This is a genomic window from Virgibacillus ihumii (assembly GCF_902726655.1).
Taxonomy (GTDB): Bacteria; Bacillota; Bacilli; order Bacillales; family Amphibacillaceae; genus Lentibacillus; species Lentibacillus ihumii.
In genome coordinates this window covers 3,135,115-3,157,437 of record NZ_CACVAN010000001.1, presented here as the reverse complement: position 1 = coordinate 3,157,437, position 22,323 = coordinate 3,135,115, and the positions used below count along the sequence as shown (strand labels likewise).

Here is a 22,323-nt window from a genome sequence, read left to right as displayed (position 1 = left end):
AAACCTCTCCTTTTATGAAAAATAGACACAAATTTTATTGTTGTTTATATTTTTAATATCAATGTCCATATCGTAAATATCCTTCAAAACACATTCATCAATCACATCACATGTCGGACCTTGCTTAATGATTTTTCCATCCTTCAATGCAACAATCTGATCGGAATAACATGAGGCAAAATTAATGTCATGAATAACAATTACAATCGTTTTTCCCAAGTCATTTACGAGCCGGCGAAGTGTTTTCATAATTTGAACGGAATGACGCATATCGAGATTGTTCAACGGTTCATCCAGCAGAATATATTCCGTATCCTGAGCAATAACCATTGCAATATGCGCGCGCTGACGCTGGCCGCCACTGAGTTCATCTAAGTATTTATCCTGAATTGGTTCAAGCTCCATATATTCAATTGCCTGATTAACCATTTCCCAGTCTTTCTCTTTCAGTCTTCCTTGTGAGTATGGGAATCGGCCAAAGGAAACAAGTTCTCGAATCGTCAGACGCAAATTGATCGCATTGGACTGCTTGAGAATAGAAATCTTTTTGGCAAGATCATTGTTTTTTGCGGTGGTAATATCCTCACCATCAATGGTAATTGTACCTGCATCCTTCGTTATCAGCCTGCTGATCATCGAAATTAGTGTACTCTTACCGGCACCATTCGGCCCAATGAAAGACGTGATGGTTCCCTTCTCAATCTTCACCGAGACATCATCAATGACGCTTTTTCGGTTATATTTTTTAAATACACCTTTAATATCTACCATGATTTATTCTCCTTTAATAAAAGATAAATAAAGTAAACCCCGCCGACAAAATTAATAATGACACTAACTGTTGTCTGGAACGTAAAAACTTCTTCCACAATAAACTGTCCGCCCAGGAGTGCAATGATACTGATCAACGCAGAACTAATTATGATATAAAAGTGGCGGTATGTTTTCATAAATTCATACGCTACGTTTACGACAAGCAACCCGAGAAACGTGATGGGCCCGATTAATGCCGTTGCGATCGAAATCATAATCGCAACAATTATCAAAAGCCGCTTGACAACGAAGTCATATGGCACGCCGAGATTAATCGCCTGATGCTTACCCAGCGCCAGCACATCCAGATACTTGTAAAAACGCATGAAGTACGCAAATACAAGAACCATCAGCACGAGTGACAAATAAACCAGATTTTCATTCACATTGTTAACACTTGCAAACATCCGGTCTCTGGCAACCATAAACTCATTCGGATCAATCAAAACCTGCATGAAGTCAGTGAAACTTCCAAAGAATGTGCCTAAAATCATCCCGATTAATAATAGGAAGTAAATATTGTTGCCTTCCCCTTTGAACAAAAAGCGGTACAAAACAAGTGAAAATAACACCATTGCCCCAACAGAAATAAAGTAATTGATATTGCTGCTCATCATGACCAGCGACTGGGAGCCGAATGCAAAAATGATAAACGTCTGAATCAGCATATACAATGAATCAAGACCGAGAATACTTGGTGTCAGAATCCGGTTGTTCGTAATGGTCATGAATACCGCTGTCGAAAAAGCAATCACTGATCCGGTAAGAATAATTGCAACCACTTCCATAATGCGCCGGGGCAGGATGTAGCCAATGTTTCCGGTTAGGTCATAACAAATATACAGAGTGCCAATAAGGATTGCGATGACTGCCAGGATAATTGTTTTTTTCTTATAACCCATATTTCTTTCTCCTCAGCAGCAAGTAGATAAAGATTCCGCTCCCGATAACACCAACCGTCAAGCTGATAGGAATTTCATACGGATAGATGATTACCCGGCCGATAATGTCACAGGCAAGCACAAAAACTGCTCCAAGCAATGCTGTATGTAATAAACTTTTCTTGAGATGGTCGCCCTGATAGATGGTTACGATATTCGGAATTATCAGCCCCAAAAACGGAATAACCCCAACAGACAGGACAACGGAAGCAGTAACCAGTGCAACGATGATTAAACCGATATTGACGACCTGCCGATAATTCAAGCCAAGATTTTTGGAAAAGTCCTCCCCCATCCCCGCAATCGTAAATTTATTGGCAAACAAATAAGCAACAATCAGGATCGGAATACTGACATACATCAGCTCATAATTACCACTCATGATCATTGAGAAGTCACCCTGCATCCATGAGGACATGTTTTGAATCAAATCATTTTTATAGGCAAAGAATGTGGCAAGGGAACTAATGATATTCCCAAACATCAAGCCGACAAGCGGAATGAAAATCGCATCCTTGAACTTAATCTTTTCAAGGATCTTCATAAAGACAAATGTTCCGATTAACGCAAATGCAAATGAAATGAGCATTTTCTGTAATGGACTCGCTGAAGTGAAAACCATCAACGCAACAAGTATCCCCAGCCTTGCTGAGTCCAGTGTTCCTGCAGTCGTTGGCGAAACAAACTTATTGCGGCTCAACTGCTGCATGATTAATCCACAAATACTCATGCTCATTCCTGCAATCAGGATGCTGATCAGCCTCGGAACACGGCTGATCAACAATATCTCCAGCTGGTCATTTGTCAGACTGAAGATTTCCCACGGCGCAATATCTGATACGCCAATAAAAATAGAACAAACGGATAAGATGATAACCGAAAGTACCAGGTAACGGATTTTCATATAAAAATTCCTTCTTATGTTGTTTAGTATGATTATTATCTTCTAAACAATCTAATTAATAATGATATTCATTATCAATTAGATTCTAAAGTAGATTATAGCACAATAAAAAATCCCGTCAATATACCTTCTGGAAAAAGTTTTGGTGATAATGGAAATTTTTTGAGAATCAAGCGGTCAGGGGCGGTGTCCCCCAAGCGTTCCTTCTTGAGACAGGTTTGATTACATATTTTTGAATTGTACGGCGGGTTTGCGCTTTTGTTCAGCGCGGGGTATTATTTTCCAATAAAAAACTAACCCTCGGAAATAAGTGGGTTAGTTTTTTAAACAGCTGATTTAATTTTTAACGTCCATCATTCGTCTTCTTCTGTGACACAGCCCTCATCCGTGCAGTACGTCGTTTTTGACTTTTTTGGATTCAGTGATTGCAGTACAGGCTGCTCTTGCTCTTCCTGCCATACCTTTTCGAGAGCTTCCGAAAAGGCTTCCGGCGGCTGTGCGCCGGAAACAGCATACTTCTCATTAAATACAAAAAAAGGTACACCTTGAACACCGATTTGTCTAGCCTGTTCTTCATCAGCACGTACATGAAGGGCATAATCGTCAAGTTTCAGCATTTCGGTGACTTTTTCAGTATCCAAGCCCATCCCTCCAGCCAGTTTTATCAGCGTCTGATGATCGCTGATAAGCTCAGAATCTGTGAAATAAGCTTTTAACAATCTTTCTGTCATTTCTTTTCCTTTACCTTGTTCATCGGCAAACTTGGCAAGCCGGTGTGCATCAAAGGTATTCGTATGGCGCATTGTATCAAAATTATATGTTAGACCCAGTTCGGCGGCCTGTTGTCCGAGCGATTCATTTGAATTCTTTGCTTGTTCCACGCTCATTCCATATTTTGAAGCTAACAGTTCATGAATACTTAAACCAGGGTCAATCTTTGCGTTCGGATCCAGCTCATAACTTTTATATTCAATACTTACGTCATCTTTATGTGTGAAATCATTTAATGCCTTTTCCAGTCTGCGTTTGCCGATATAACAAAAAGGACATACAAAATCGGACCAAACTTCTATTTTCATGGAAAACACCTCATTTCTCACATCATTGTAGCACGAGTGCTGCTTTTTCATGAAATGTTGTGCTTAAATCCGCTAGTCTTAATGGTCTACATAACGTCCATAATCCGGAACCGCAAGCTGATCAAACTCTGCTGCAAGTTTATCCAATCCAGTTCGAAGTTCGTCTCCTTCCATCACGTACCCATGCCCGGGAATCACTATATCGATCTTTAAGTGAGCCAGCTTTTCCACGGAATTTTTTGCTGCCTGCCAATCTGTCGTCAAGTATCTTGGCGGCCCATTTACTTCTGAGGTTTGCATCAATACATTATAAAGGGAATCCTGCCTGACCGTAATGAACGCATCACCTGAAATCAATGTGGCGTCATCTTCCCGGTAAAACGACACATGCCCCGGAGAATGTCCTGGTGTATGAATCCATTTCCAGCCATCCAATCCTGGTACACTGTTATCGTCTGGCAAAGCTTTGATCGCCTCCCCGACATTGATCGGTTCATTCGGATACACTCCCGAAACCTTGGCCAAAAGCCCGCCCTCAACTGTGGCATCAGGCTCAGGATAACTTTTTTCACCTGTTAAGTAGGGCAGTTCCAATTTATGTGCATATACCGGGACGTCCCATTCTTTAATGAGGTCAATCAGTCCGCCGACATGATCAAAATGTCCGTGAGTCAATATAATTGCAGATGGTTTACTGTTTTCACCAAAGCGTTTTGCTGCCGCCACCTTGATTTCAGCCGCAGCATTGGGCAGACCGGCATCAACAAGGACCCAGTTACCTCTTTTCGGAAAACCGATGAAAGCTATATTCACAATTTGATCCGTATAGAAATATACGTCATTTACCACTTCCTCACCGGACCTGCTCGTAATGGAAGTCATCGGAATTATCCGTTGATCCTCACTCTCATGCAGTTCTTCATCCATTGATAATACCTCCTTTTTCTTTAGTATCCGGTGAAAGGAGCATTATCATGCATTGCTGTTTTTAACTTCATAGCGGACACGATGGGAGTTCTAGCGAGATTGAGGATGGTTTGCATGGTGTGGCCGGAGTTCGCACGCTTCATTTGCTGCAAATAAAAAACTGCCTACCGATTAAAGGCAAGCAGTCCACTTTTTATTATTCTTTTTCAAGCAATGATTTGCCCATGATGGTTACGCGCTTCGTATTTTTCAATTCGTCAATAGTCCGTGCTCCGATTCCAAACATCGTCATTTTCAGTTCCAGTTCAATTTGATCCATCGTTTCGACAACTGCACGATCTGACTCAGTTGCGGCCTTCAAAAGTGTTCTGGCAAAACCGACCAGATCTGATCCAATCGTAAGTGCCTTTGCTGCGTCCATACCGGTTTTCATCCCGCCGCTGGAAACGAGCGGAACATCGCCAAGCGCGCTTTTGACCGAGACAATACAGTCCTTCGTCGGAATTCCCCAGTTGTTAAACGCCTCAGCTGCCGCTTTTTTCAATGGATCCTGTGATCGTAATTTTTCAACCTGGCTCCAGGAAGTACCACCGGCTCCTGCCACATCTATATAGGAAACACCTGCATCATACAATTTTTTAGCTACGGTGCCATCAATGCCAAAACCCACTTCTTTTGCACCAACCGGAACCGTCAATTCCTTGCACACCTTTTCAATGTTAGGAAGCAGATTTTCAAAGTTCAAGTCGCCTCCGTCCTGAACGGCTTCCTGCAGCGGATTAAAATGCAACACGATGGAGTCCGCTCCGGTCAAATCAACAATACGCTGGCATTCAGCGGCACCATAACCGTAATTCAGCTGTACCGCACCGATATTCGCAATCAACGGGACGGTTGGCGCCTGCCTTCGTATCAAAAAGGAGTCTTTATGCGCATCGCTTTCAAGCAGTGCCCTTGTGGACCCAAGACCAATTGCCCAACCCTTTTCTTCAGCGGCAACCGCCAGATTCTGGTTTATTTTCTCGGCAAGTTCCGAACCGCCAGTCATGGAACTGACCAGAAATGGCGCATTAATTACCTTACCGAGAAAACTTGTCTCCAAATCAATATCATTAAAGTTTATTTCCGGCAATGCATTATGTATAAAGGAGATGCCCTCGAGCCCGGTTGACTTATTAACACCCTCCACATTATCTGTTAAACAATGGCGAATATGTTCTGTCTTACGCTTGTTGATACCTTCCTCCATCATTACACATCCTAACTGTATATTTGAAACTGAATTATTATTAAAGTCGTTACTATTATCATACCAATTATTTGGACAGGAATCACACTTTTTCTTTTTTTGGAAAGATGGTATAGCTGAAGCTGATAACAAAGTCAATGCCGAGAACGAGCGACCAGAGCCGGAATGTATTAAATAAAGCCTCTGTCTGTGACGGATTGTTAATGTAAAAAATGATTGCTCCCAGAATCGCACTTCCGATGCACCAGGCTAAAAAATGGTGGTACCAGCCTTTGCGTTCATATCTGGCCAGCTCCCTGCCGAATTTTTTATTTTTAGGTGGTCTTTCAACACCGCCAAATAAATATGAGAATTGCCGATCCGCCCAGTTAATCATTTGATGACCATAGCCAACACTGACCCCGATATAAATTGCCGCAATGCCATGAACAGTAGTAGCCGTTGATCCATTCCGCAGATCAATAACGGTTACAATCAGAAGAATTAAATCCACGATTGGAGTACATACGAACAGGAAATATCCTAATTTATCATTTTTAAAAACATATCTGGCAACTAACCCTGATAGAACAAAAATCCAAAACCCTATCTCACAGGCAACAATCAGCCAGCCTATCATAATCCCGCCCCCCCTTTTTTAATACGTATGTGCTAAAAACATCGTACCATAATTTAGTTTGATAATACAAGTGTGTTATAATAATCCTATGCCAAAAAAAGTTGATCATACGAAGCGAAAAATATTAATTGCTGAAGCAACCTGGAATGTGATTATACGGGATGGTCTGGAGAAAGCAACGGTCAGGGAAGTAGCCAAGGAAGCGGATTTATCAGCCGGAGCACTCCGGCATTATTTTTCAACCCAGTCGGAAATGCTCGCTTTTTCCATGAAACTTGTCTCCGATCGTGTCAGGGAACGGGCGGTGGGCAAACATTACACAGGTCCGCCGTTGGATGCAATGCTTGAATTGCTGTGTGAGTTTTTGCCAATCGATGACGAACAGCGAATTGAAATGGAGGTGTGGCTTGTCTTTTCATCACGAACACTGATTGACAAAAAACTTCACGCATTAAGCAGAGACGTATATTTGGAAATGAAGCAGGCAATTCACCAGGTTATCGACGGAATAATCCAATTAGGATTTGCCAAAGCGGATATAAATAAAGAAATGGAAACCCGAAAATTGCATGCACTTATTGACGGGATTGCCCTGCATGCCCTTTTGCACCCGGATGAATACCCCGTTGAAAACATGATGAACTTGCTTCAAAGCCATTTGAAATTACTATGCATTGACAAGGAGGAACACGCATGAAACAGCGGGCAAGAGCTTTTGCTGAAAAAGCACATGCAGGTCAAAAACGAAAAAGTTCAGATGCACCCTATATAACCCACCCAATCCGGGTAGCTGAACGATTGGAGTCAGCGGGTTACAGTGAGGAACTGGTCTGTGCCGGATACTTACATGATGTCGTGGAAGATACTCCTTATGAAATGGAAGACATTGAAACGGAATTCGGGCCAAGTATCACCCGTCTTGTGGCCGCTCATACTGAGGACAAATCAAAATCCTGGCAGGAACGGAAGCAGCATACAATCGATACAGTTAAATATGCTGAAAAAGAAGTGAAATATTTGATTGTCGCTGATAAGCTTGATAATCTGCTCTCCATGGAACAAGAGTATCAACTCCAGGGTGACGCACTGTGGAACAAGTTTAATGCCGGCTTTGATGAACAGAAATGGTACAACGGATCTGTGGCAGCGAATATGGCTGTCGGCTTGGACGATGATGAAGTACCAGCTTATTTTTATGAATTTGCCGATGTGGTGAAGCGGATGTTTGGAGGGGAAGGTTGATTTTCATGCTTGAGCGACTGAAATTGGAAAACCGCGGATATGTTGGCTGAAATCGCGGATATCTGCGCTGAAACCGCGGATATCCTGGTAAAAATCGTGGATATCACCCCAAGGATCGCGGATATATTAATGGGAAGCTGCTCTAAAGGTGGATTTCAAAAGCGAGCATATATGATGACTTGAAAACGGGCATTTATTTAAAATGAGAAAACGCCTCCCTGCCGCAATCCTCACCTGCAAGGGAGACGTTCATCATTATCTTTTGTTCCGAAACTTATAACCGGCATGCCGTTGCTTCTTCAATTTTTTCCATCTGTTTTTCTCTTCCAAATATGCACGCTGATCCTGCTTTCGCCGTTCGAACGCCAATTCACGCTGCAGCTTCAGATAACTTTGAAATCGCTCTTCCGACAACTCGCCACTCTCCAAAGCCTCCCGCACCCTGCAGCCAGGCTCCATATCGTGCTGACAATCATTGAACTTACATTCTTTTTCAAATGCTTCCACATCACCGAATGCGGTTTCCATGGACGATTCTCCATCCCAAAGCTGCAGTTCACGCATTCCCGGTGTATCAATCAGCATCGCACCGTTTGGCAGTATAAACATTTCCCGGTGTGTAGTCGTATGCCGCCCCTTGCTGTCTGCCTCGCGGATATCTTTTGTTTCCTGCACCGCTTCATCGAGCAATGTATTGACCAGAGTTGATTTGCCCACACCTGATGAACCAAGCAATGCTGCCGTTCGTCCTGCAGGCAAATATTCCAGCAATTCATCTATGCCATCGCGTGTTACATTGCTGATAGCAACAATCGGCACACCAATTGCCACCTCTTCCACCTGCGCAATGGCAGCCTCCACTTCATCGGCAGAACACTCATCTTTCTTAGTCAAAACAATTGCCGGTGAAGCATCGCTTTCATAGGCAGCCAACAGATACCGCTCAATTCGCCGCACATTCAAATCATGATTTAATGAATTGACGATAAAAACTGTATCCATATTGGCAGCAACAATTTGCGCCTCCGTTTTCGGACCAGCCGCTTGTCTGACAAACTGGCTTTTCCTAGGCAAGAGTTCCTGTATAACAGCCTTTTGTTCACCTTCCAGTTTGTGAACGTGAAGCCAATCACCTACAGCTGGAAGATCAAGCGAATTCATCACCTGGTTTAAAAATTTGCCACTCAGGTGGGCGGCAAATTCCAGTTCACCATCTGAAACATGATAACTGTTTTTTTGAATTGCCATCACCCGTACAACATTTTCATCATAAACATTCTGGACAGAACGATTCCATCCGATTTTTTCCAGACTATTCAATTTATAAATTCCTCCCTGATTTTCGGAGGAAGAGCCTTGCTTTATACCGACCGTTCCTCCATTTTGCTGTTTGTGTTTTTGATTAGGATTCGATTCACAATTGCCATAAAACACCACTCCTTTCAAAATGGATGAACCTGAATATCTATTAGTATACGTTTTTTCTGAAAAAATGCAATTGGTGTTTGCGTCTGTCCGACGTTGAAAGTTAATATTTTCACTGGAAAGACTGTATTTCCATAAAAAATCGGACGCAGCATTTACACTGCGTCCGATTCACATATCACCTATGATTCATTTGGTTTGGTTCAGGACCATTGCGATGATTTCGCTCCAGTTGAGCAATCTTATTCATGTCATCTTCACTCAGTTCAAAATCGAACACATCAAAGTTTTCCTCAATCCTTGATGGTGTAACGGATTTTGGAATGACAATCGAATCGGACTGCAAATGCCAACGAAGAACAACCTGTGCGATGGTTTTGTGGTACTTATCTGCGATACCTTTCACAACATCATTGCTTAAAACATCGCCGCCACTCATCAGCGGGCTCCAGGATTCTACATAAATATTATGCTTCCTGCAAAAATCTTTCATTTCTTTTTGCTGCAGGTACGGATGACATTCGACCTGATTGACTGCAGGTACAACGTCACATTCATCCAGCAGGCGCTGCAAATGGTCAATGTTGAAGTTGCAGACTCCAATCGCTTTCACGCGACCATCTTTATACAGTTTTTCCATTGCTTTATATGTCTCAACATAATCATCAAACTCAGGTGTCGGCCAGTGAATCAAATACATATCCACATAATCCAGTCCTAAACGCTCAAGGCTTTTATCAAATGCTTTTAACGTATTTTCATAGCCTTGATCTGCATTCCAAACCTTAGTCGTAATAAACAAGTCCTCTCGCGAAATATCACTTTTTTCAAGTGCCCGTCGCACACCATTTTCATTTTCATATACTTTTGCGGTATCAATTGAACGATAACCAACTTCCAGTGCTTTCGCTACGGCTGGTGTTGCCTCCTCGTCCGGAACCTGCCACACACCAAATCCGAGTTGCGGCATCTTCAGACCATTATTTAATGTTACGTAATCCATCTGATCGCTTCCTTTCTGTGTAGTGCGTTGTCAAGTTTATCACAACTATTATTCATGTAAAAAATCATACATTCACTAAATATCGATGGCAAAGTTTTGTTTTCCAGACATTTCTTGCTGCCTTCTTTTTTGGGGATATTTATTCCCAAGTCACGGAGAAAATTTTCCCCTTTATCGATTACGTAAAACTTCTTTTCCCCTTTTATCATAAAACCTTCGTCTACCATGAAATCAGCAAGCTTTACGCCCAATTCCCCCGCAATATGGGAATAACATGTTCTTGCATCACCAACAGCCCTCTTCTTCGGATTCTCTTTCAATGGTCTGATATCCGGTTTTGGCATTGTTTTTAATGCACCTTATCAATATTCATTAAAAAACACGCCCCTTTATGAACTAAGCACTAGCTATCCCGCTTTTCCCGCGCAAACGAATAGTTCCCTTCGAATTTCTTAAGACTACCATCCTCCAGCCAATACGTTACCTGGAAAATTTTATCCAAAAAATAACGATCATGTGAGACTGCGATAATCGTCCCGTTAAATTGTTCCAAAGCGTCTTCCAAAACTTCCTTCGACTCGATATCCAGATGGTTCGTCGGCTCATCTAAAATCAGCAGGTTATGGTTCTGGTGGACCAGCTGCGCCAGACGCAACCGCATCTTTTCACCTCCGCTTAAATTCTTTACTTTTTGAAAAACGGTCTTCCCGTAAAACATAAACCTTGCTAATATGCCCCTCGCAATTCCTTCTGTCACATGAACCTGATCACGGAATTCATCAAGGATCGATTGTTCACCGTCGATCTCAATCATGTGCTGTGACAAGAAACCTGCCGATATATTACTTCCAAGACGGATTTCACCTTGTGTTGCTGTTTCTGTTCCTAACATCATTTTCAGGATAGTCGATTTACCGCTACCATTTTCACCGATAACGGCAATTCTCTCCCGAAACCGGACAAGCATGTCAACATCCGCCAATAATTGTTTGTCACCGTATGACTTACAGACATCTTCCATCGTCACAACATCTTTCCCGCTCCGTTTGTTCATCTGAAAATCCAAATCCATTTTCTTTTGTTCCAAAACCGGCTTTTTCTTCACTTCCATTCGCGCCAACGCTTTTTCCATACTTTTTGCACGCCGGTGAAGTCCTGCATTTGGCGGGTTCGCTTGGTTAGCCCACTCTTTCAGTCGTTTAATCGTATCTTTCATCTTTTTAATCTTCTTCTGCTGATCTTCATACTGCTGAAATTCACGCAGCAGACGCTCTTCCCTTTCTTTGACAAAACCGGAATAATTCGTATGATAAGTTATCAGTTCACCCTGATCCATCTCTAAAATAGATGTTACGGTTTCATCCAAAAAATAACGATCATGCGAAACGATTACTACCGTTCCCCGATATAGATTGATAAATTCTGTCAGCCATTCAACAGCTCCCAAATCCAGATGATTGGTTGGTTCATCCAGCAACAACAAGTCAGGTGATTGCAACAATAATCGTGCTAAACCAACTTTCGTCCGTTCACCGCCACTAAGCTGATGCCATTCCATTTCTGCCAAATGTTCTATATTCAATCCGCTCATGATTCTTCTGACTTTTGAATCGACTTCATATCCGCCATCCTGCTGAAATTTTTCCAGTAAAGCACCATATTTTTCAATGTGCTTTGTTAATTTATCAGGGTCTGTCTCTTCGGCCATGGCCAGCTCCAGCCCCGTCATCCTCTTTTTTAATTTTTCAACGGAGGCGAATACCTCATAAAGTATTGCTTCCATCCGTTTATCGTCATCGGTATCAGGTGTCTGTTCCAGCAGCCCTACTGTCGAATCTTTTTTCCACGTAATCCGGCCCGACACCGGTTGCGTTTTCCGGGCAATCAAGTCCAGCAATGTTGTCTTACCTTCCCCATTTCTGCCGATCAGACCAATTCGGTCCCCCTGCTTTATTTCAGTCGCTATATCTTCAAAAATCGTATTTGCACCAATAACCTGCGTTACATTCCGTAAACCGCATAAAATCATTTTCTCTTCCTCCGTTTAGAAGAGACAATTCCACTTCAACGTAAAAAAGACGACAGAGAACACTTCTCCGCCGTCTTTAATATAAAAAATCCGTTTGTGGGCAGATGTCTCTTACTGGTATTTTTCCGTTAAGTTGTCTTCAAAAAGGGCATACGTATCCCCTGGAAAGAAACATCGGAAAAAAGCGCATAGCAAATCCACAAGTATTCCGTGAATTTTGATATGCCGCTTCCAGTAAAATTCATCTAACCCACCTCCTTTCGATTTATAAATAGTTTATTCAAATTATCAAAAAAAGTCAACGGACCAAGTTTGATCAATTATCAAATGTTATCTATCTTTTAGGTTTTACGTCTATATGCGATATTCTTAAACCCGAACTTTTCCCGGAATGTTCACTCCCCGGGTATAAGGGCTAATTTATTAACTCAACTATTCTGCTATAATTGCACTTATAAAATAAACTCCAGAAGGAGGAACCCCATGTCAATCACAATAACCGAAGCAACCATTTCCGAAATGCAACTTGGGATGAGCACTGGTAATCTAACAGCAAAAAAACTAACCACGCTTTATCTGGAAGAAATTGCGTTATTAAACAACGAAATTAATGCCGTTTCGGAAATCAATCCGGAAGCAATGCATATTGCCGAAGCACTCGATACAGAACGGGCAGAAAAAGGTGTACGCGGGCCGCTGCACGGCATTCCAATTTTAATAAAAGACAATATCAACACGGGTGACAAAATGCATACAACTGCGGGGTCCGTTGCACTTGAAAATAATTTTGCAGATGATGATGCTTTTATTGTCAAAATACTTCGCGAGGCTGGAGCTGTTATTCTAGGAAAGACCAATCTGACTGAATGGGCCAACTTCATGACGGAAGGAATGCCTAATGGGTACAGTTCATTAGGTGGACAAGTGATGAATCCATATGGTCCTGGGAAACTTGACGTCGGTGGCTCAAGTGCAGGATCAGGCGCAGCTATTGCTGCAAACTTTGCTGCGGGGGCAATTGGCACGGAAACAAGCGGATCGATTCTCAGTCCCGCCAGCAGCAACTCGCTTGTTGGCATAAAACCAACCGTTGGATTAATGAGTCGCACCGGGATTATTCCAATTTCGAACAGTCAGGATACAGCTGGACCAATGACACGGACTGTGGAAGATACTGCAGTTATGTTGAGTATACTTGCCGTTACCGATAGGGAGGATCCGGCTACTACCATTAATCAGCAAGAGCTGGATTATTCTCTATTTTTAAATAAAAATGGATTGCAGAACACAACACTTGGCATTTCACGTGATTACCTTGAAGGCTTAGATGAAGAGGAACTCAGTATCATTAACGCGGCTTTAAGAGATATAGAAAACTTGGGGGCTAAAATAATTGACCCAATAACACTACGGGCTGATATAGATGATTTTAATGTAATGCTTCATGAATTTAAAAGTGGCGTAAATGCGTACTTAAAAGATTTATCGGCCAATGTCCCGGTCCATTCGTTAGAGGAAGTTATCCAATTTAATGAAGTTCATAAAGAAGAAGCTTTGCAATACGGACAATCTGTTCTCAAACAATCAAATGAAAAAAGTGGACGACTTGTGGAGGCGGAGTATATCAACTCCCGATTAAATGATATAAAAATGTCTCAGAACCAAGGGATCGATAAGGTAATGGATGAGCATCTATTGGACGCTTTAATTTTTGCCAATAATTATGGTGCAGAAATTGCCGCAAAGGCAGGCTACCCATCGATCACTGTTCCAGCAGGCTTCACTTCAGAAGGAAAACCGGTCGGCATAACATTTTCAGGGAAAGCTTTTTCTGAATCGAAACTGATTGAGTTGGCGTATGCTTATGAACAAGCAACAAAGCATAGACAAATACCAAAACTAGATTAACTTGACCATAAAAAAAGGAAGGCTGTTTCTCGGTTAAACAGAGTCAGCTTTCCTCACAAATCATTCCAAATAATTTCACCATACTGTTCCTCGTGGTCAATTTTCACATCAAAATTGTGCTTGCTGTAAAAATGTTTTAATCGTTCAACATGATCGAAATCCCGCTTTACAATGTCGCCTGTAATATATTGAAAATTGTCATCCCTGGCAACATCCTTCAAATGCTTTATTAGAATGGAACCATACCCTTGATTTTCCTCGCCTTTTATATCAGCGATGTGCAGATTGCCGTCACCCTTGAATTCCGCCTGGATAGCAGAATTCCATTTGCCGCGATATGGCCTTGCACAGTTATGCAGCATCAGTTGACAGGTAGATCCTTCCTTATAAGCATAGATAACAACCCAATCATTTTCTTTGGTTTGATCAATGCTAATCACTTCAGCATATTTTGCAATCTTATTTATATTTTCCTTCATCCGAAACATTTGAATTTCCAGCGAATCTAGTTCCTGTTTCAATTCATCTTTACTTCTCGTTTCTTCCTGTTCCAAGAAAATACTGTTCATACCCTTCCCTCCATCAAAAAACGCGCACAATTTGGTATTGTACTAGAGTATGAAGAGGGATTTCAAGAGGGTGGGCCCCAACCCGCTGAAAAAATAGCTAGAGGGGGGCTCATCAACTGAAAACAGCAGTCTTATCATATGCTACCATGATAAAGAAAACAATCTTTCGTATGATCATTCACCATACCCGTCGACTGCATAAATGCATAGCAAATCGTTGGGCCGACAAATTTGAATCCTCGTTTTTTTAAGTCCTTGCTCATCTGTTTCGATTCCTCGGTATAATCGGGTACATCCTCATGCTGTTCCCAATCATTCAAAACCGGCTCACCGCCAACAAATTGCCAGACGTAGCGATCAAAACTGCCGAACTCCTCCTGAACTTTCAGGAACTGCCTTGCATTATTTATAAAAGCATTCACTTTAAGCTTATTTCGAATGATTCTTTCATCCTGCAGCAATTCCTCTCGTTTCCGATCATCATACTGACTGATTTTGACCGGATCGAAATGATCAAATGCTTTCCGATAATTTTCCCGACGCTTCAAAATTGTAATCCAGCTTAATCCAGCTTGCGCACCTTCCAGCAGGAGCATTTCAAATAATTGCTGATCATCATGTGACGGTTTTCCCCACTCATAATCATGATAATCAATATAAATTTGCTCATCGGATACCCATTGACAACGATTTTTGTCCATCTGTCACTCTTCCTTTTTCTCTACTTCATTTTCCTCATAGGAAATCCAGTCACTGAAGCTGCCCGGATACAGTTTCACATTTTCAAATCCCGCCGCTTTTAATGCCAGCACATTTGGCGTTGCAGACACACCTGACCCGCAGGAAACAATTATCTCTTTATCATGAGGGAGATCATTAAAATGTTCTTTCAAATCGGCTTCGTTCTTCCATTTCCCTTCGTCATCCAAAACTTTTTTCCAAAAGTAGTTTTTAGCACCCGGAATATGACCTGCCTTCGCATAAAGCGGTTCTGTTTTCCCCAGATATCTGTCTTTCCCGCGTGAATCTATTAAGATTGCAGACTTATCATCAAGCTTTTCTTTAACATATTCAATGTCAACCGCTTCATTCTCCTGAATGGCTGGGTTAAACGTCGCTGCTTCCAATCTGGGAATATCAGTGGAGATATCATAACCCTTTCTGACCCACTCATCGTAACCCCCTTCAAGCAAATATACCTTTTCAAGCCCTACGTATTGAAGCAGCCACCATAGTCGGCCGGCAAACATGTCGTTGTCTTTTCCATAGACGACCACTGTCGTATCATTGTCAATACCGATATGGCTGATTTTTGCCGTAAAGGTTTCCATATCCGGCAATGGATGATTACCGCCATGTTTCGCCGCTTTACCAGACAAGTCCTTATCCAAGTCCAAATATACCGCGGTTGGAATATGTCCGGCCAAGTATTCCTTTCTGCCTGCCTCATCATCGGTCAGTTGAAAACGGACATCGACAATCACGGTGTCCCGCGAATTTTCCTTCATTCGCTCCGCAAGCCATTCAACACTTACAATTTCTGTCATAACCGTTAGCCTCCTTCATTTCACTCAAAAACTTATTCATTTTAGTTAATTTTCCAAGAGTTCCTGATTCCAGTCTACCGCAAATCATGGAATATTCACACAAAAATTATTATTGTAAATGACATGGACGGTGAATTTATCCTAGTGTTATGATATGTAAAGATATAGAAAAACAGGGAGAGAAAATAATGTTGAAAAAGGTTTTGCCAATAGCCTCGGCACTAGTTGCTGTGATGCTTTTAACGGTTGCGTGTTCAAATGATGGCACTCAAACAAGCAATCAGGCACCAAATAGTGAAAAAAATACCGCCAATAAAAGCGAGACACCCGAACAGGTCAAAGCAACACTGCCTGTACCTGTTTTGCAGAAAACGGATCAGGGTGAAAATGTGAAGGCATTGCAGCAAGTATTGAATAAAATCGGCTACCAGGTTTCGATTACCAGCAAGTTCGATGAGATGACTACCTGGGCAGTTACAGACTTTCAAATGCAGCAGGAAAACATGCCGATTACCGGAATCTACAACAAAGCGACGAAAAAGAAATTACAAAAAACGCTCGATTCAAATAAAAAACTGACACCCGGATCCGCTTTGGATAAGCCTGATCAAAATGAAAAAGTTGCAAGTAATCCGCATGAAGTTCTTGTGCTTGTAAACAAACAACATTCTCTTCCGGATGGCTTTAAACCGAAAAACCTGGTCGTGCCTGATGTGAATTTTCCGTTTGACGGATTTCATGAAAAAAAACAAATGCGGAAAGTTGCAGCGAATGCTCTGGAAAAATTGTTTCATGCTGCAAACAACCAAGCAGGGCTTGAACTGTTTGCACAGTCAGGATACCGATCCTATGAACGGCAGGACGCCATCTTTGCTTCCAATGTAGAGGCATACGGGGAGGAAGAAGCCAATGATGTTAGTGCCCGTCCAGGCGAAAGTGAGCATCAGACAGGATTGACAATGGATGTTACAAGTCCCGATGTCGGATTCCATTTAAATACTGATTTTGGAAAAACCGATGAAGGAGAATGGCTGAAAGAACACGCAGCGGAATATGGCTTTATCATTCGCTACCCGAAAGGTAAAGAAAATATCACAAAATATCAATACGAACCATGGCACCTCCGTTATGTAGGGGAAAAAGCCGCTACTGAAATCATGAACAAAGGCATAACATTAGAAGAATTTTTAGGGAAGAAATAAACTGGGGAGCGCGCATAAAAATGTGCGCTTTTTTAATGCAGTGATTATCCAATTTTATGAATTGGCTTTCCTTCACTGTCTATCCGAGCGTCAAGCGCACGAATCCGCTCCAGGGCTACGTGATTGGAAACTGTTTTATAATGATGATTGCCGCCGGTTTCCTCATCCGTTTCATCTGCCAGCGCTACTGCTTTTTGCAGCGGTTTTAATTTCAACTCACCTGTAGGCAAATAGGAATCGGTATGCAGTAAAATGGCAATCGCAATTTCTTTTGCTGCTTCCGGGTCCTCACCAATTCGAATCAGCAGTTTATGCGCACGGCTCGCCCCTTTAATGGCATGAATATCATTTTCCTCGTATAGTTCGTAATCCCATTCGCCGTTACGATACCAATTGTAATGGCCCACATCGTGCAGCAGTGCAGCTTTTGTTGCAAGATCAGGATCTGCTTGATACCGTTTGGCAAACATATAAGCATATTCCGCCACGGCAATGGCATGGGCGACTCCGGACCTTCCCAAGTGTTTCTGTGTAACCGGGTGTGTGAAAATTTCCTCCAATGTCACATTACGCATGAAGCATCCTCCTCTCCGTATTTCCAATCCTTAATACCCGATTATAAGTTAGTTAAACATGATAAATGATTATGATTGAAAATGAATTATTTTGATTGATTATGATTGATTTTTGCAAACGTTTCCGTTAAACTATATTTATACTAAAAAAATAAGGTGATAACATGCTAACTACAGAAAGGCATAATACAATCCTGAACTTATTGCAGGATAAACAAACAATTACACTGCAGGACATTATCGATAAAACAAATGCATCCGAGTCAACCATCAGACGGGATTTATCAGCGCTTGAGAATAAAGGCGAACTGACACGGATTCATGGTGGTGCAACATTAACGGAACGAAAACGAAAAGAATACAGCATTACTGAAAAATCAGCCAAAAACATTCATGAAAAACGTGCAATAGCCAAACATGCAGCGTCATTCGTGAATGATGGTGACTGTATTTTTCTTGATGCGGGCACAACCACATTGCAGCTTATCCCTTTTTTACTGGATAAAGATGTTGCCGTTGTTACGAACGGGTTAACACATTTGGATACATTCATCGAAAACGACATCCAGGCATATTTAACCGGGGGCCTGATTAAACCCAAAACAAGCGCATTAATCGGACCACAGGCTATTCAGTCACTGGAACATTACCGGTTTGATAAATGTTTTTTAGGTGTGAATGGGTATCATATTTCATATGGCTACACAACACCTGATCCGGAAGAGGCACACGTTAAATACACCGCTTCCACACTGGCAAAAGAAACTTATGTACTGGCGGATCGTGCAAAATACAATCAGATTAGTTTCGCAAAGATTTGCAACCTGCCCGATGCAGCACTTGTTACCAGCAACTTGGAAGAAAATGAACTGCAGCTATTGGCTGAACGAACAGACGTCACGGAGGTGTCCACTTGATTTACACATGTACATTTACTCCATCCATTGATTACACGACATATCTTTCCGATTTTAATCCCGGCACGCTTAACCGTACAAATGACGTTTATTATTATCCGGGCGGTAAAGGAATCAATGTTTCGCGAGTTCTGCAGCGGCTGAATATCCGAAGTACAGCACTTGGATTCACCGGCGGATTCACCGGCGATTATATAGCCGACTTTTTACAACGGGAAGGAATTGAAACAGACTTTATCGATACAAACGAAGTTACGCGGATTAATGTCAAAATAAAATCCGGCAAAGAAACTGAATTAAATGGACCGGGACCAACTATAGCACCGGAACAGCAAGCCTTATTACTGGAAAAAATCAATACATTGCGCGAAGGTGATTGGTTCGTACTTGCAGGGAGTTTGCCGAATTCAATTCAAACCGCTTTTTACTATCAAATTGCGGAAAACTGTTCCAAACAGGGCATTCGTTTCGTGCTGGATACATCGGGTCCGGCACTTAAGAATCTAATTCCGGCCAAACCTTTTCTGATGAAACCGAACCAGGATGAACTTGGCCAGATATTTGATACCAAGATCACGAACAAAAAACAAGCATTTAAATATGCCTCACAGCTTGCCGGCGATGTTGAACATGTTATCGTTTCCATGGGTAAGGAAGGTGCCCTTCTTGTTTCGGGAAATAAAAAATGGGATGCTACGCCACCCGCTGGAAAAGCAGTAAATACAGTCGGAGCAGGAGATTCATTAGTATCAGGCTTTATTGCATCGTATTTACAAAATAAAAATCCCGAAGAAGCATTTCGATACGGTGTTGCTGCTGGGAGTGCAACTGCTTTCCAGACGGATTTATGCAGCAAAGAAAATGTAGCGTCACTTGTTTCGAAAGTTAGTATTAATCAACTTTAAAAAGGATGTGACATAATGAAGATAACGGAACTGTTAAGCAAACAAACGATCATTCTTGACCTGCATGCCGATTCTAAACAGGGAGTGCTTGACGAATTAGCGGATCAGCTTGATGATGCCGGCAAATTGGCAGACAAGCAGGCTTTCAAAGACGGCATAATGGAGCGGGAAGAACAGAGCACGACCGGTATCGGGGAAGGAATCGCCATTCCGCACGCCAAGTCAGCTGCGGTTAAAACACCAGCCATTGCGTTCGGACGTTCCAAACCCGGCGTTGATTTTGTATCGCTGGATGGACAACCTGCCCATTTATTTTTCATGATAGCGGCAAGTGAAGGTGCCAACAATGACCACCTGGAGGCGCTTTCCCGCTTATCAACATTCCTGATGGATGAAAACTTCCGGCAAAAAGTGCTCGATGCCACGTCTGAAGAAGAGGTGCTGCAGGCAGTTAATGACAAGGAAAACGAGGTCGATGGGCCAACAGAAGAAGAATCTGCCGGGTCAGATCAGAGAATTCTTGCGGTGACAGCCTGTCCAACCGGTATCGCGCACACGTACATGGCAGCCGAAAAACTATCGGAAACCGCCAACGATATGGGAATTTCCATCAAGGTGGAAACAAATGGTTCCGGTGGTGTTAAAAACAGGTTGACCGATAAGGATATTGAAGAAGCGGACACAATTATTGTAGCAGCAGATACAAAAGTTGAAATGTCCCGCTTTCACGGTAAACCTGTCATTGAAACCGGTGTCGGAAAAGCAATTCATGAAGCGGAAGATTTGCTAAATCGCGCGGTTAATGAAAATGCGCCGATATATGAACATGAAGCATCAGCTAGTGAAAAATCTTCTGAGAAGGAAGGACGAAGCGGGTTTTACAAACATCTAATGAATGGTGTTTCCAACATGCTACCGTTTGTTGTCGGCGGCGGTATTTTAATCGCGCTTTCTTTTTTATGGGGTATTAAATCAGCTGACCCGAACAGTTCCCAATACAATGAACTTGCCGCTATGCTCAATACAATCGGCGGTGGAAAAGCCTTCTTCCTGATGGTTCCTGTTCTGGCAGGTTTCATCGCATCCAGTATCGCTGACCGGCCGGGCTTTGCACCAGGTATGGTCGGCGGCTTAATCGCTGTAACCGTTTCGGGTGCGGAAGGTGCAACCGGTGGATCAGGCTTTCTTGGCGGACTTATTGCAGGGTTTCTGGCAGGTTATTTGACTGTCCTGATTAAAAAAATCTTTTCCGGACTCCCGGATGCACTAGAAGGATTAAAGCCGGTATTGTTTTATCCATTATTCAGCATTGCTATCACAGGATTGATCATGATGGTAATCAATCCGCCACTGACACAAATTTACACCGGTATATCCGAGTTCCTGGAAAGTATGGGCGGCACGAACCAGATTATTGTCGGAATCATTTTAGGCGCGATGATGGCTTTTGATATGGGTGGACCAGTTAACAAAGCTGCATATACGTTCGGCCTCGCCATGCTGGATGCAGGAAACTATGCGTTCATCGCTGCAATAATGGCAGGTGGTATGGTTCCGCCGCTTGGAATGGCAATTTCGACTACATTGTTTAAGAATCGTTATTCCAAAGAAGAGCGGGAAGCCGGGAAGACTGCATATCCGCTCGGCATTTGCTTCGTTACAGAAGGCGTTATTCCATTCGCAGCTGCCGACCCTGCACGGGTAATTCCGTCAACGATGGTCGGAGCGGCGGTTGCAGGTGGTCTGACTATGCTGTTTGACATTGGCCTGCGTGCACCCCATGGCGGTATTTTTGTCATCGGTCTTGTTGACGGCGGGTTTGGCAAAGCGTTGCTTTATCTTGCATCGATTATCATCGGTGCTGCCATAACTGCCATCATGGCGGGCATGTTAAAAAAGAAAGTTACCGCATAAAGAAAATGGGAGCGCTTCTGGAAAGTGCTCCCGTTTTTATTAAAATGGCTTCAATATCATCAATGCAATCACTATTAAAAACAGTGTATTTTCAATTCGCTCATAGAAAAACAGCTTTTTGGAGAGAACGAAATATTCGGGCGGTATTTCATCCCCTGTTGATTTCTTCAACAAAGCTTTTACTGGCTTGGATCTGGGCGACAGTACAGACGGGCCGAATCCGAGCGCAATCAAATACAGCACAAGACTTGTCACATACCATCCTTGCTGGAACAAATAGGTGTGCAGCAAACCCATCCATATACCGGTAATCAAGAGCAATGTTCCGCCAACCATGACAAAGATGTGCAGCCTGCTCCGGATGATGTAGGCATGCTTCAATTCGGTTAAGTTGGCTGCTTTTGTTACAATATAAATCATCACAAATCCTGGTCCAAGTCCTAATATAGCTGAAAAAACATGTACAAAAACAAGCAGATCATAGAATGTCACCATTATTACCCCCAGCAAGCTATATCCAATCCTATCATACATCATTTCTGGCGATGTGAGGTG

The 22,323-nt window shown here is 42.4% G+C and carries 24 protein-coding genes; 7 read left to right on the top strand and 17 right to left on the bottom strand.

Annotated features, from left to right (window positions below):
* Nucleotides 1–12 precede the first annotated feature (12 nt).
* The 7 genes from HUX68_RS15455 to HUX68_RS15425 all read right to left on the bottom strand — a co-directional run bounded on the left by HUX68_RS15455 (nucleotide 13) and on the right by HUX68_RS15425 (nucleotide 6,532).
* Nucleotides 13–771 (bottom strand): iron ABC transporter ATP-binding protein, encoded by a 759-nt coding sequence (locus HUX68_RS15455; RefSeq protein ID WP_174615652.1) that lies wholly within the window; start codon nucleotides 769–771, stop codon nucleotides 13–15.
* Nucleotides 765–1,715 carry an iron chelate uptake ABC transporter family permease subunit gene (locus HUX68_RS15450; RefSeq protein ID WP_174615651.1) on the bottom strand — a complete coding sequence of 317 codons (951 nt, stop codon included), beginning with the start codon at nucleotides 1,713–1,715 and terminating at the stop codon, nucleotides 765–767. Before HUX68_RS15450 ends, HUX68_RS15455 begins: the two co-directional genes overlap by 7 nt.
* Nucleotides 1,705–2,658, bottom strand: a complete 954-nt coding sequence (locus tag HUX68_RS15445) for an ABC transporter permease (RefSeq protein ID WP_174615650.1) — start codon at nucleotides 2,656–2,658, stop codon at nucleotides 1,705–1,707. The genes HUX68_RS15450 and HUX68_RS15445 overlap by 11 nt, the downstream gene beginning before the upstream one ends.
* Before the next feature lie 353 nt (nucleotides 2,659–3,011).
* Nucleotides 3,012–3,737, bottom strand: a complete 726-nt coding sequence (locus HUX68_RS15440; protein WP_174615649.1) for a DsbA family oxidoreductase — start codon at nucleotides 3,735–3,737, stop codon at nucleotides 3,012–3,014.
* A 78-nt stretch (nucleotides 3,738–3,815) separates the two neighbouring features.
* On the bottom strand, nucleotides 3,816–4,664 hold the full coding sequence (locus HUX68_RS15435) for an MBL fold metallo-hydrolase (protein ID WP_174615648.1): 849 nt from the start codon (nucleotides 4,662–4,664) through the stop codon (nucleotides 3,816–3,818).
* A 196-nt stretch (nucleotides 4,665–4,860) separates the two neighbouring features.
* Nucleotides 4,861–5,913 carry a type 2 isopentenyl-diphosphate Delta-isomerase gene (gene fni / locus HUX68_RS15430; protein WP_174615647.1) on the bottom strand — a complete coding sequence of 351 codons (1,053 nt, stop codon included), beginning with the start codon at nucleotides 5,911–5,913 and terminating at the stop codon, nucleotides 4,861–4,863.
* An 82-nt stretch (nucleotides 5,914–5,995) separates the two neighbouring features.
* Nucleotides 5,996–6,532 (bottom strand): 2TM domain-containing protein, encoded by a 537-nt coding sequence (locus HUX68_RS15425; protein ID WP_174615646.1) that lies wholly within the window; start codon nucleotides 6,530–6,532, stop codon nucleotides 5,996–5,998.
* A gap of 88 nt (nucleotides 6,533–6,620) precedes the next feature.
* Between HUX68_RS15425 and HUX68_RS15420 the strand changes: the two genes are divergently transcribed.
* Nucleotides 6,621–7,229 (top strand): TetR/AcrR family transcriptional regulator, encoded by a 609-nt coding sequence (locus HUX68_RS15420; protein WP_174615645.1) that lies wholly within the window; start codon nucleotides 6,621–6,623, stop codon nucleotides 7,227–7,229.
* Entirely contained in the window at nucleotides 7,226–7,774 is a 549-nt protein-coding gene (locus tag HUX68_RS15415) for an HD domain-containing protein (protein WP_174615644.1), read from the top strand. Before HUX68_RS15420 ends, HUX68_RS15415 begins: the two co-directional genes overlap by 4 nt.
* Nucleotides 7,775–8,029: 255 nt before the next feature.
* Here HUX68_RS15415 and rsgA read toward each other — a convergent pair whose 3' ends face one another.
* The 5 genes from rsgA to HUX68_RS19460 form a co-directional block, all read right to left on the bottom strand.
* On the bottom strand, nucleotides 8,030–9,094 hold the full coding sequence (rsgA, locus tag HUX68_RS15410; RefSeq protein ID WP_246206698.1) for a ribosome small subunit-dependent GTPase A: 1,065 nt from the start codon (nucleotides 9,092–9,094) through the stop codon (nucleotides 8,030–8,032).
* 283 nt (nucleotides 9,095–9,377) lie between these two features.
* The gene (locus HUX68_RS15405; protein WP_174615643.1) at nucleotides 9,378–10,202 is read right to left on the bottom strand and encodes an aldo/keto reductase; all 825 of its coding nucleotides are present in this window, start codon (nucleotides 10,200–10,202) and stop codon (nucleotides 9,378–9,380) included.
* Nucleotides 10,190–10,546, bottom strand: a complete 357-nt coding sequence (locus HUX68_RS15400; RefSeq protein WP_174615642.1) for a hypothetical protein — start codon at nucleotides 10,544–10,546, stop codon at nucleotides 10,190–10,192. The genes HUX68_RS15405 and HUX68_RS15400 overlap by 13 nt, the downstream gene beginning before the upstream one ends.
* A 59-nt stretch (nucleotides 10,547–10,605) precedes the next feature.
* A complete protein-coding gene (gene abc-f, locus HUX68_RS15395; protein ID WP_174615641.1) occupies nucleotides 10,606–12,231 on the bottom strand; it encodes a ribosomal protection-like ABC-F family protein in 1,626 nt (541 codons plus the stop codon).
* 128 nt (nucleotides 12,232–12,359) lie between these two features.
* Nucleotides 12,360–12,476, bottom strand: a complete 117-nt coding sequence (locus tag HUX68_RS19460) for an RAxF-45 family protein (RefSeq protein WP_281355758.1) — start codon at nucleotides 12,474–12,476, stop codon at nucleotides 12,360–12,362.
* A 238-nt stretch (nucleotides 12,477–12,714) separates the two neighbouring features.
* On the opposite strand from HUX68_RS19460, the gene HUX68_RS15390 reads away from it, so the two are divergent.
* A complete protein-coding gene (locus HUX68_RS15390; RefSeq protein ID WP_174615640.1) occupies nucleotides 12,715–14,139 on the top strand; it encodes an amidase family protein in 1,425 nt (474 codons plus the stop codon).
* A gap of 53 nt (nucleotides 14,140–14,192) precedes the next feature.
* Here the strand turns inward: HUX68_RS15390 and HUX68_RS15385 are convergent, their stop codons facing one another.
* The 3 genes from HUX68_RS15385 to HUX68_RS15375 form a co-directional block, all read right to left on the bottom strand.
* Nucleotides 14,193–14,708 (bottom strand): hypothetical protein, encoded by a 516-nt coding sequence (locus HUX68_RS15385; protein ID WP_174615639.1) that lies wholly within the window; start codon nucleotides 14,706–14,708, stop codon nucleotides 14,193–14,195.
* A 134-nt stretch (nucleotides 14,709–14,842) separates the two neighbouring features.
* Nucleotides 14,843–15,409: a DNA-3-methyladenine glycosylase I gene (locus HUX68_RS15380; protein WP_174615638.1), complete on the bottom strand. Its 567-nt coding sequence runs from the start codon at nucleotides 15,407–15,409 to the stop codon at nucleotides 14,843–14,845.
* 3 nt (nucleotides 15,410–15,412) lie between these two features.
* Nucleotides 15,413–16,255, bottom strand: coding sequence for a sulfurtransferase (locus HUX68_RS15375; protein WP_174615637.1), 843 nt, complete (start codon nucleotides 16,253–16,255; stop codon nucleotides 15,413–15,415).
* Between the two features lie 188 nt (nucleotides 16,256–16,443).
* Here HUX68_RS15375 and HUX68_RS15370 point away from each other — a divergent pair, with 188 nt between their 5' ends.
* Nucleotides 16,444–17,457, top strand: coding sequence for a D-alanyl-D-alanine carboxypeptidase family protein (locus tag HUX68_RS15370; RefSeq protein WP_174615636.1), 1,014 nt, complete (start codon nucleotides 16,444–16,446; stop codon nucleotides 17,455–17,457).
* Between the two features lie 44 nt (nucleotides 17,458–17,501).
* Here the strand turns inward: HUX68_RS15370 and HUX68_RS15365 are convergent, their stop codons facing one another.
* Complete coding sequence (locus HUX68_RS15365) at nucleotides 17,502–18,032, bottom strand: HD domain-containing protein (RefSeq protein ID WP_174615635.1); 531 nt, start codon at nucleotides 18,030–18,032, stop codon at nucleotides 17,502–17,504.
* 164 nt (nucleotides 18,033–18,196) lie between these two features.
* On the opposite strand from HUX68_RS15365, the gene HUX68_RS15360 reads away from it, so the two are divergent.
* The 3 genes from HUX68_RS15360 to HUX68_RS15350 are packed head-to-tail and all read left to right on the top strand — an operon-like array spanning nucleotide 18,197 to nucleotide 21,768.
* The gene (locus HUX68_RS15360; protein WP_174615634.1) at nucleotides 18,197–18,949 is read left to right on the top strand and encodes a DeoR/GlpR family DNA-binding transcription regulator; all 753 of its coding nucleotides are present in this window, start codon (nucleotides 18,197–18,199) and stop codon (nucleotides 18,947–18,949) included.
* Nucleotides 18,946–19,854 (top strand): 1-phosphofructokinase, encoded by a 909-nt coding sequence (gene pfkB / locus HUX68_RS15355; protein WP_174615633.1) that lies wholly within the window; start codon nucleotides 18,946–18,948, stop codon nucleotides 19,852–19,854. The genes HUX68_RS15360 and pfkB overlap by 4 nt, the downstream gene beginning before the upstream one ends.
* 15 nt (nucleotides 19,855–19,869) lie before the next feature.
* Complete coding sequence (locus tag HUX68_RS15350) at nucleotides 19,870–21,768, top strand: PTS fructose transporter subunit IIABC (protein ID WP_174615632.1); 1,899 nt, start codon at nucleotides 19,870–19,872, stop codon at nucleotides 21,766–21,768.
* Nucleotides 21,769–21,807: 39 nt separating this feature from the next.
* Here HUX68_RS15350 and HUX68_RS15345 read toward each other — a convergent pair whose 3' ends face one another.
* Nucleotides 21,808–22,263, bottom strand: coding sequence for a DUF2269 family protein (locus tag HUX68_RS15345; protein ID WP_174615631.1), 456 nt, complete (start codon nucleotides 22,261–22,263; stop codon nucleotides 21,808–21,810).
* Between the last annotated feature and the right edge of the window lie 60 nt (nucleotides 22,264–22,323).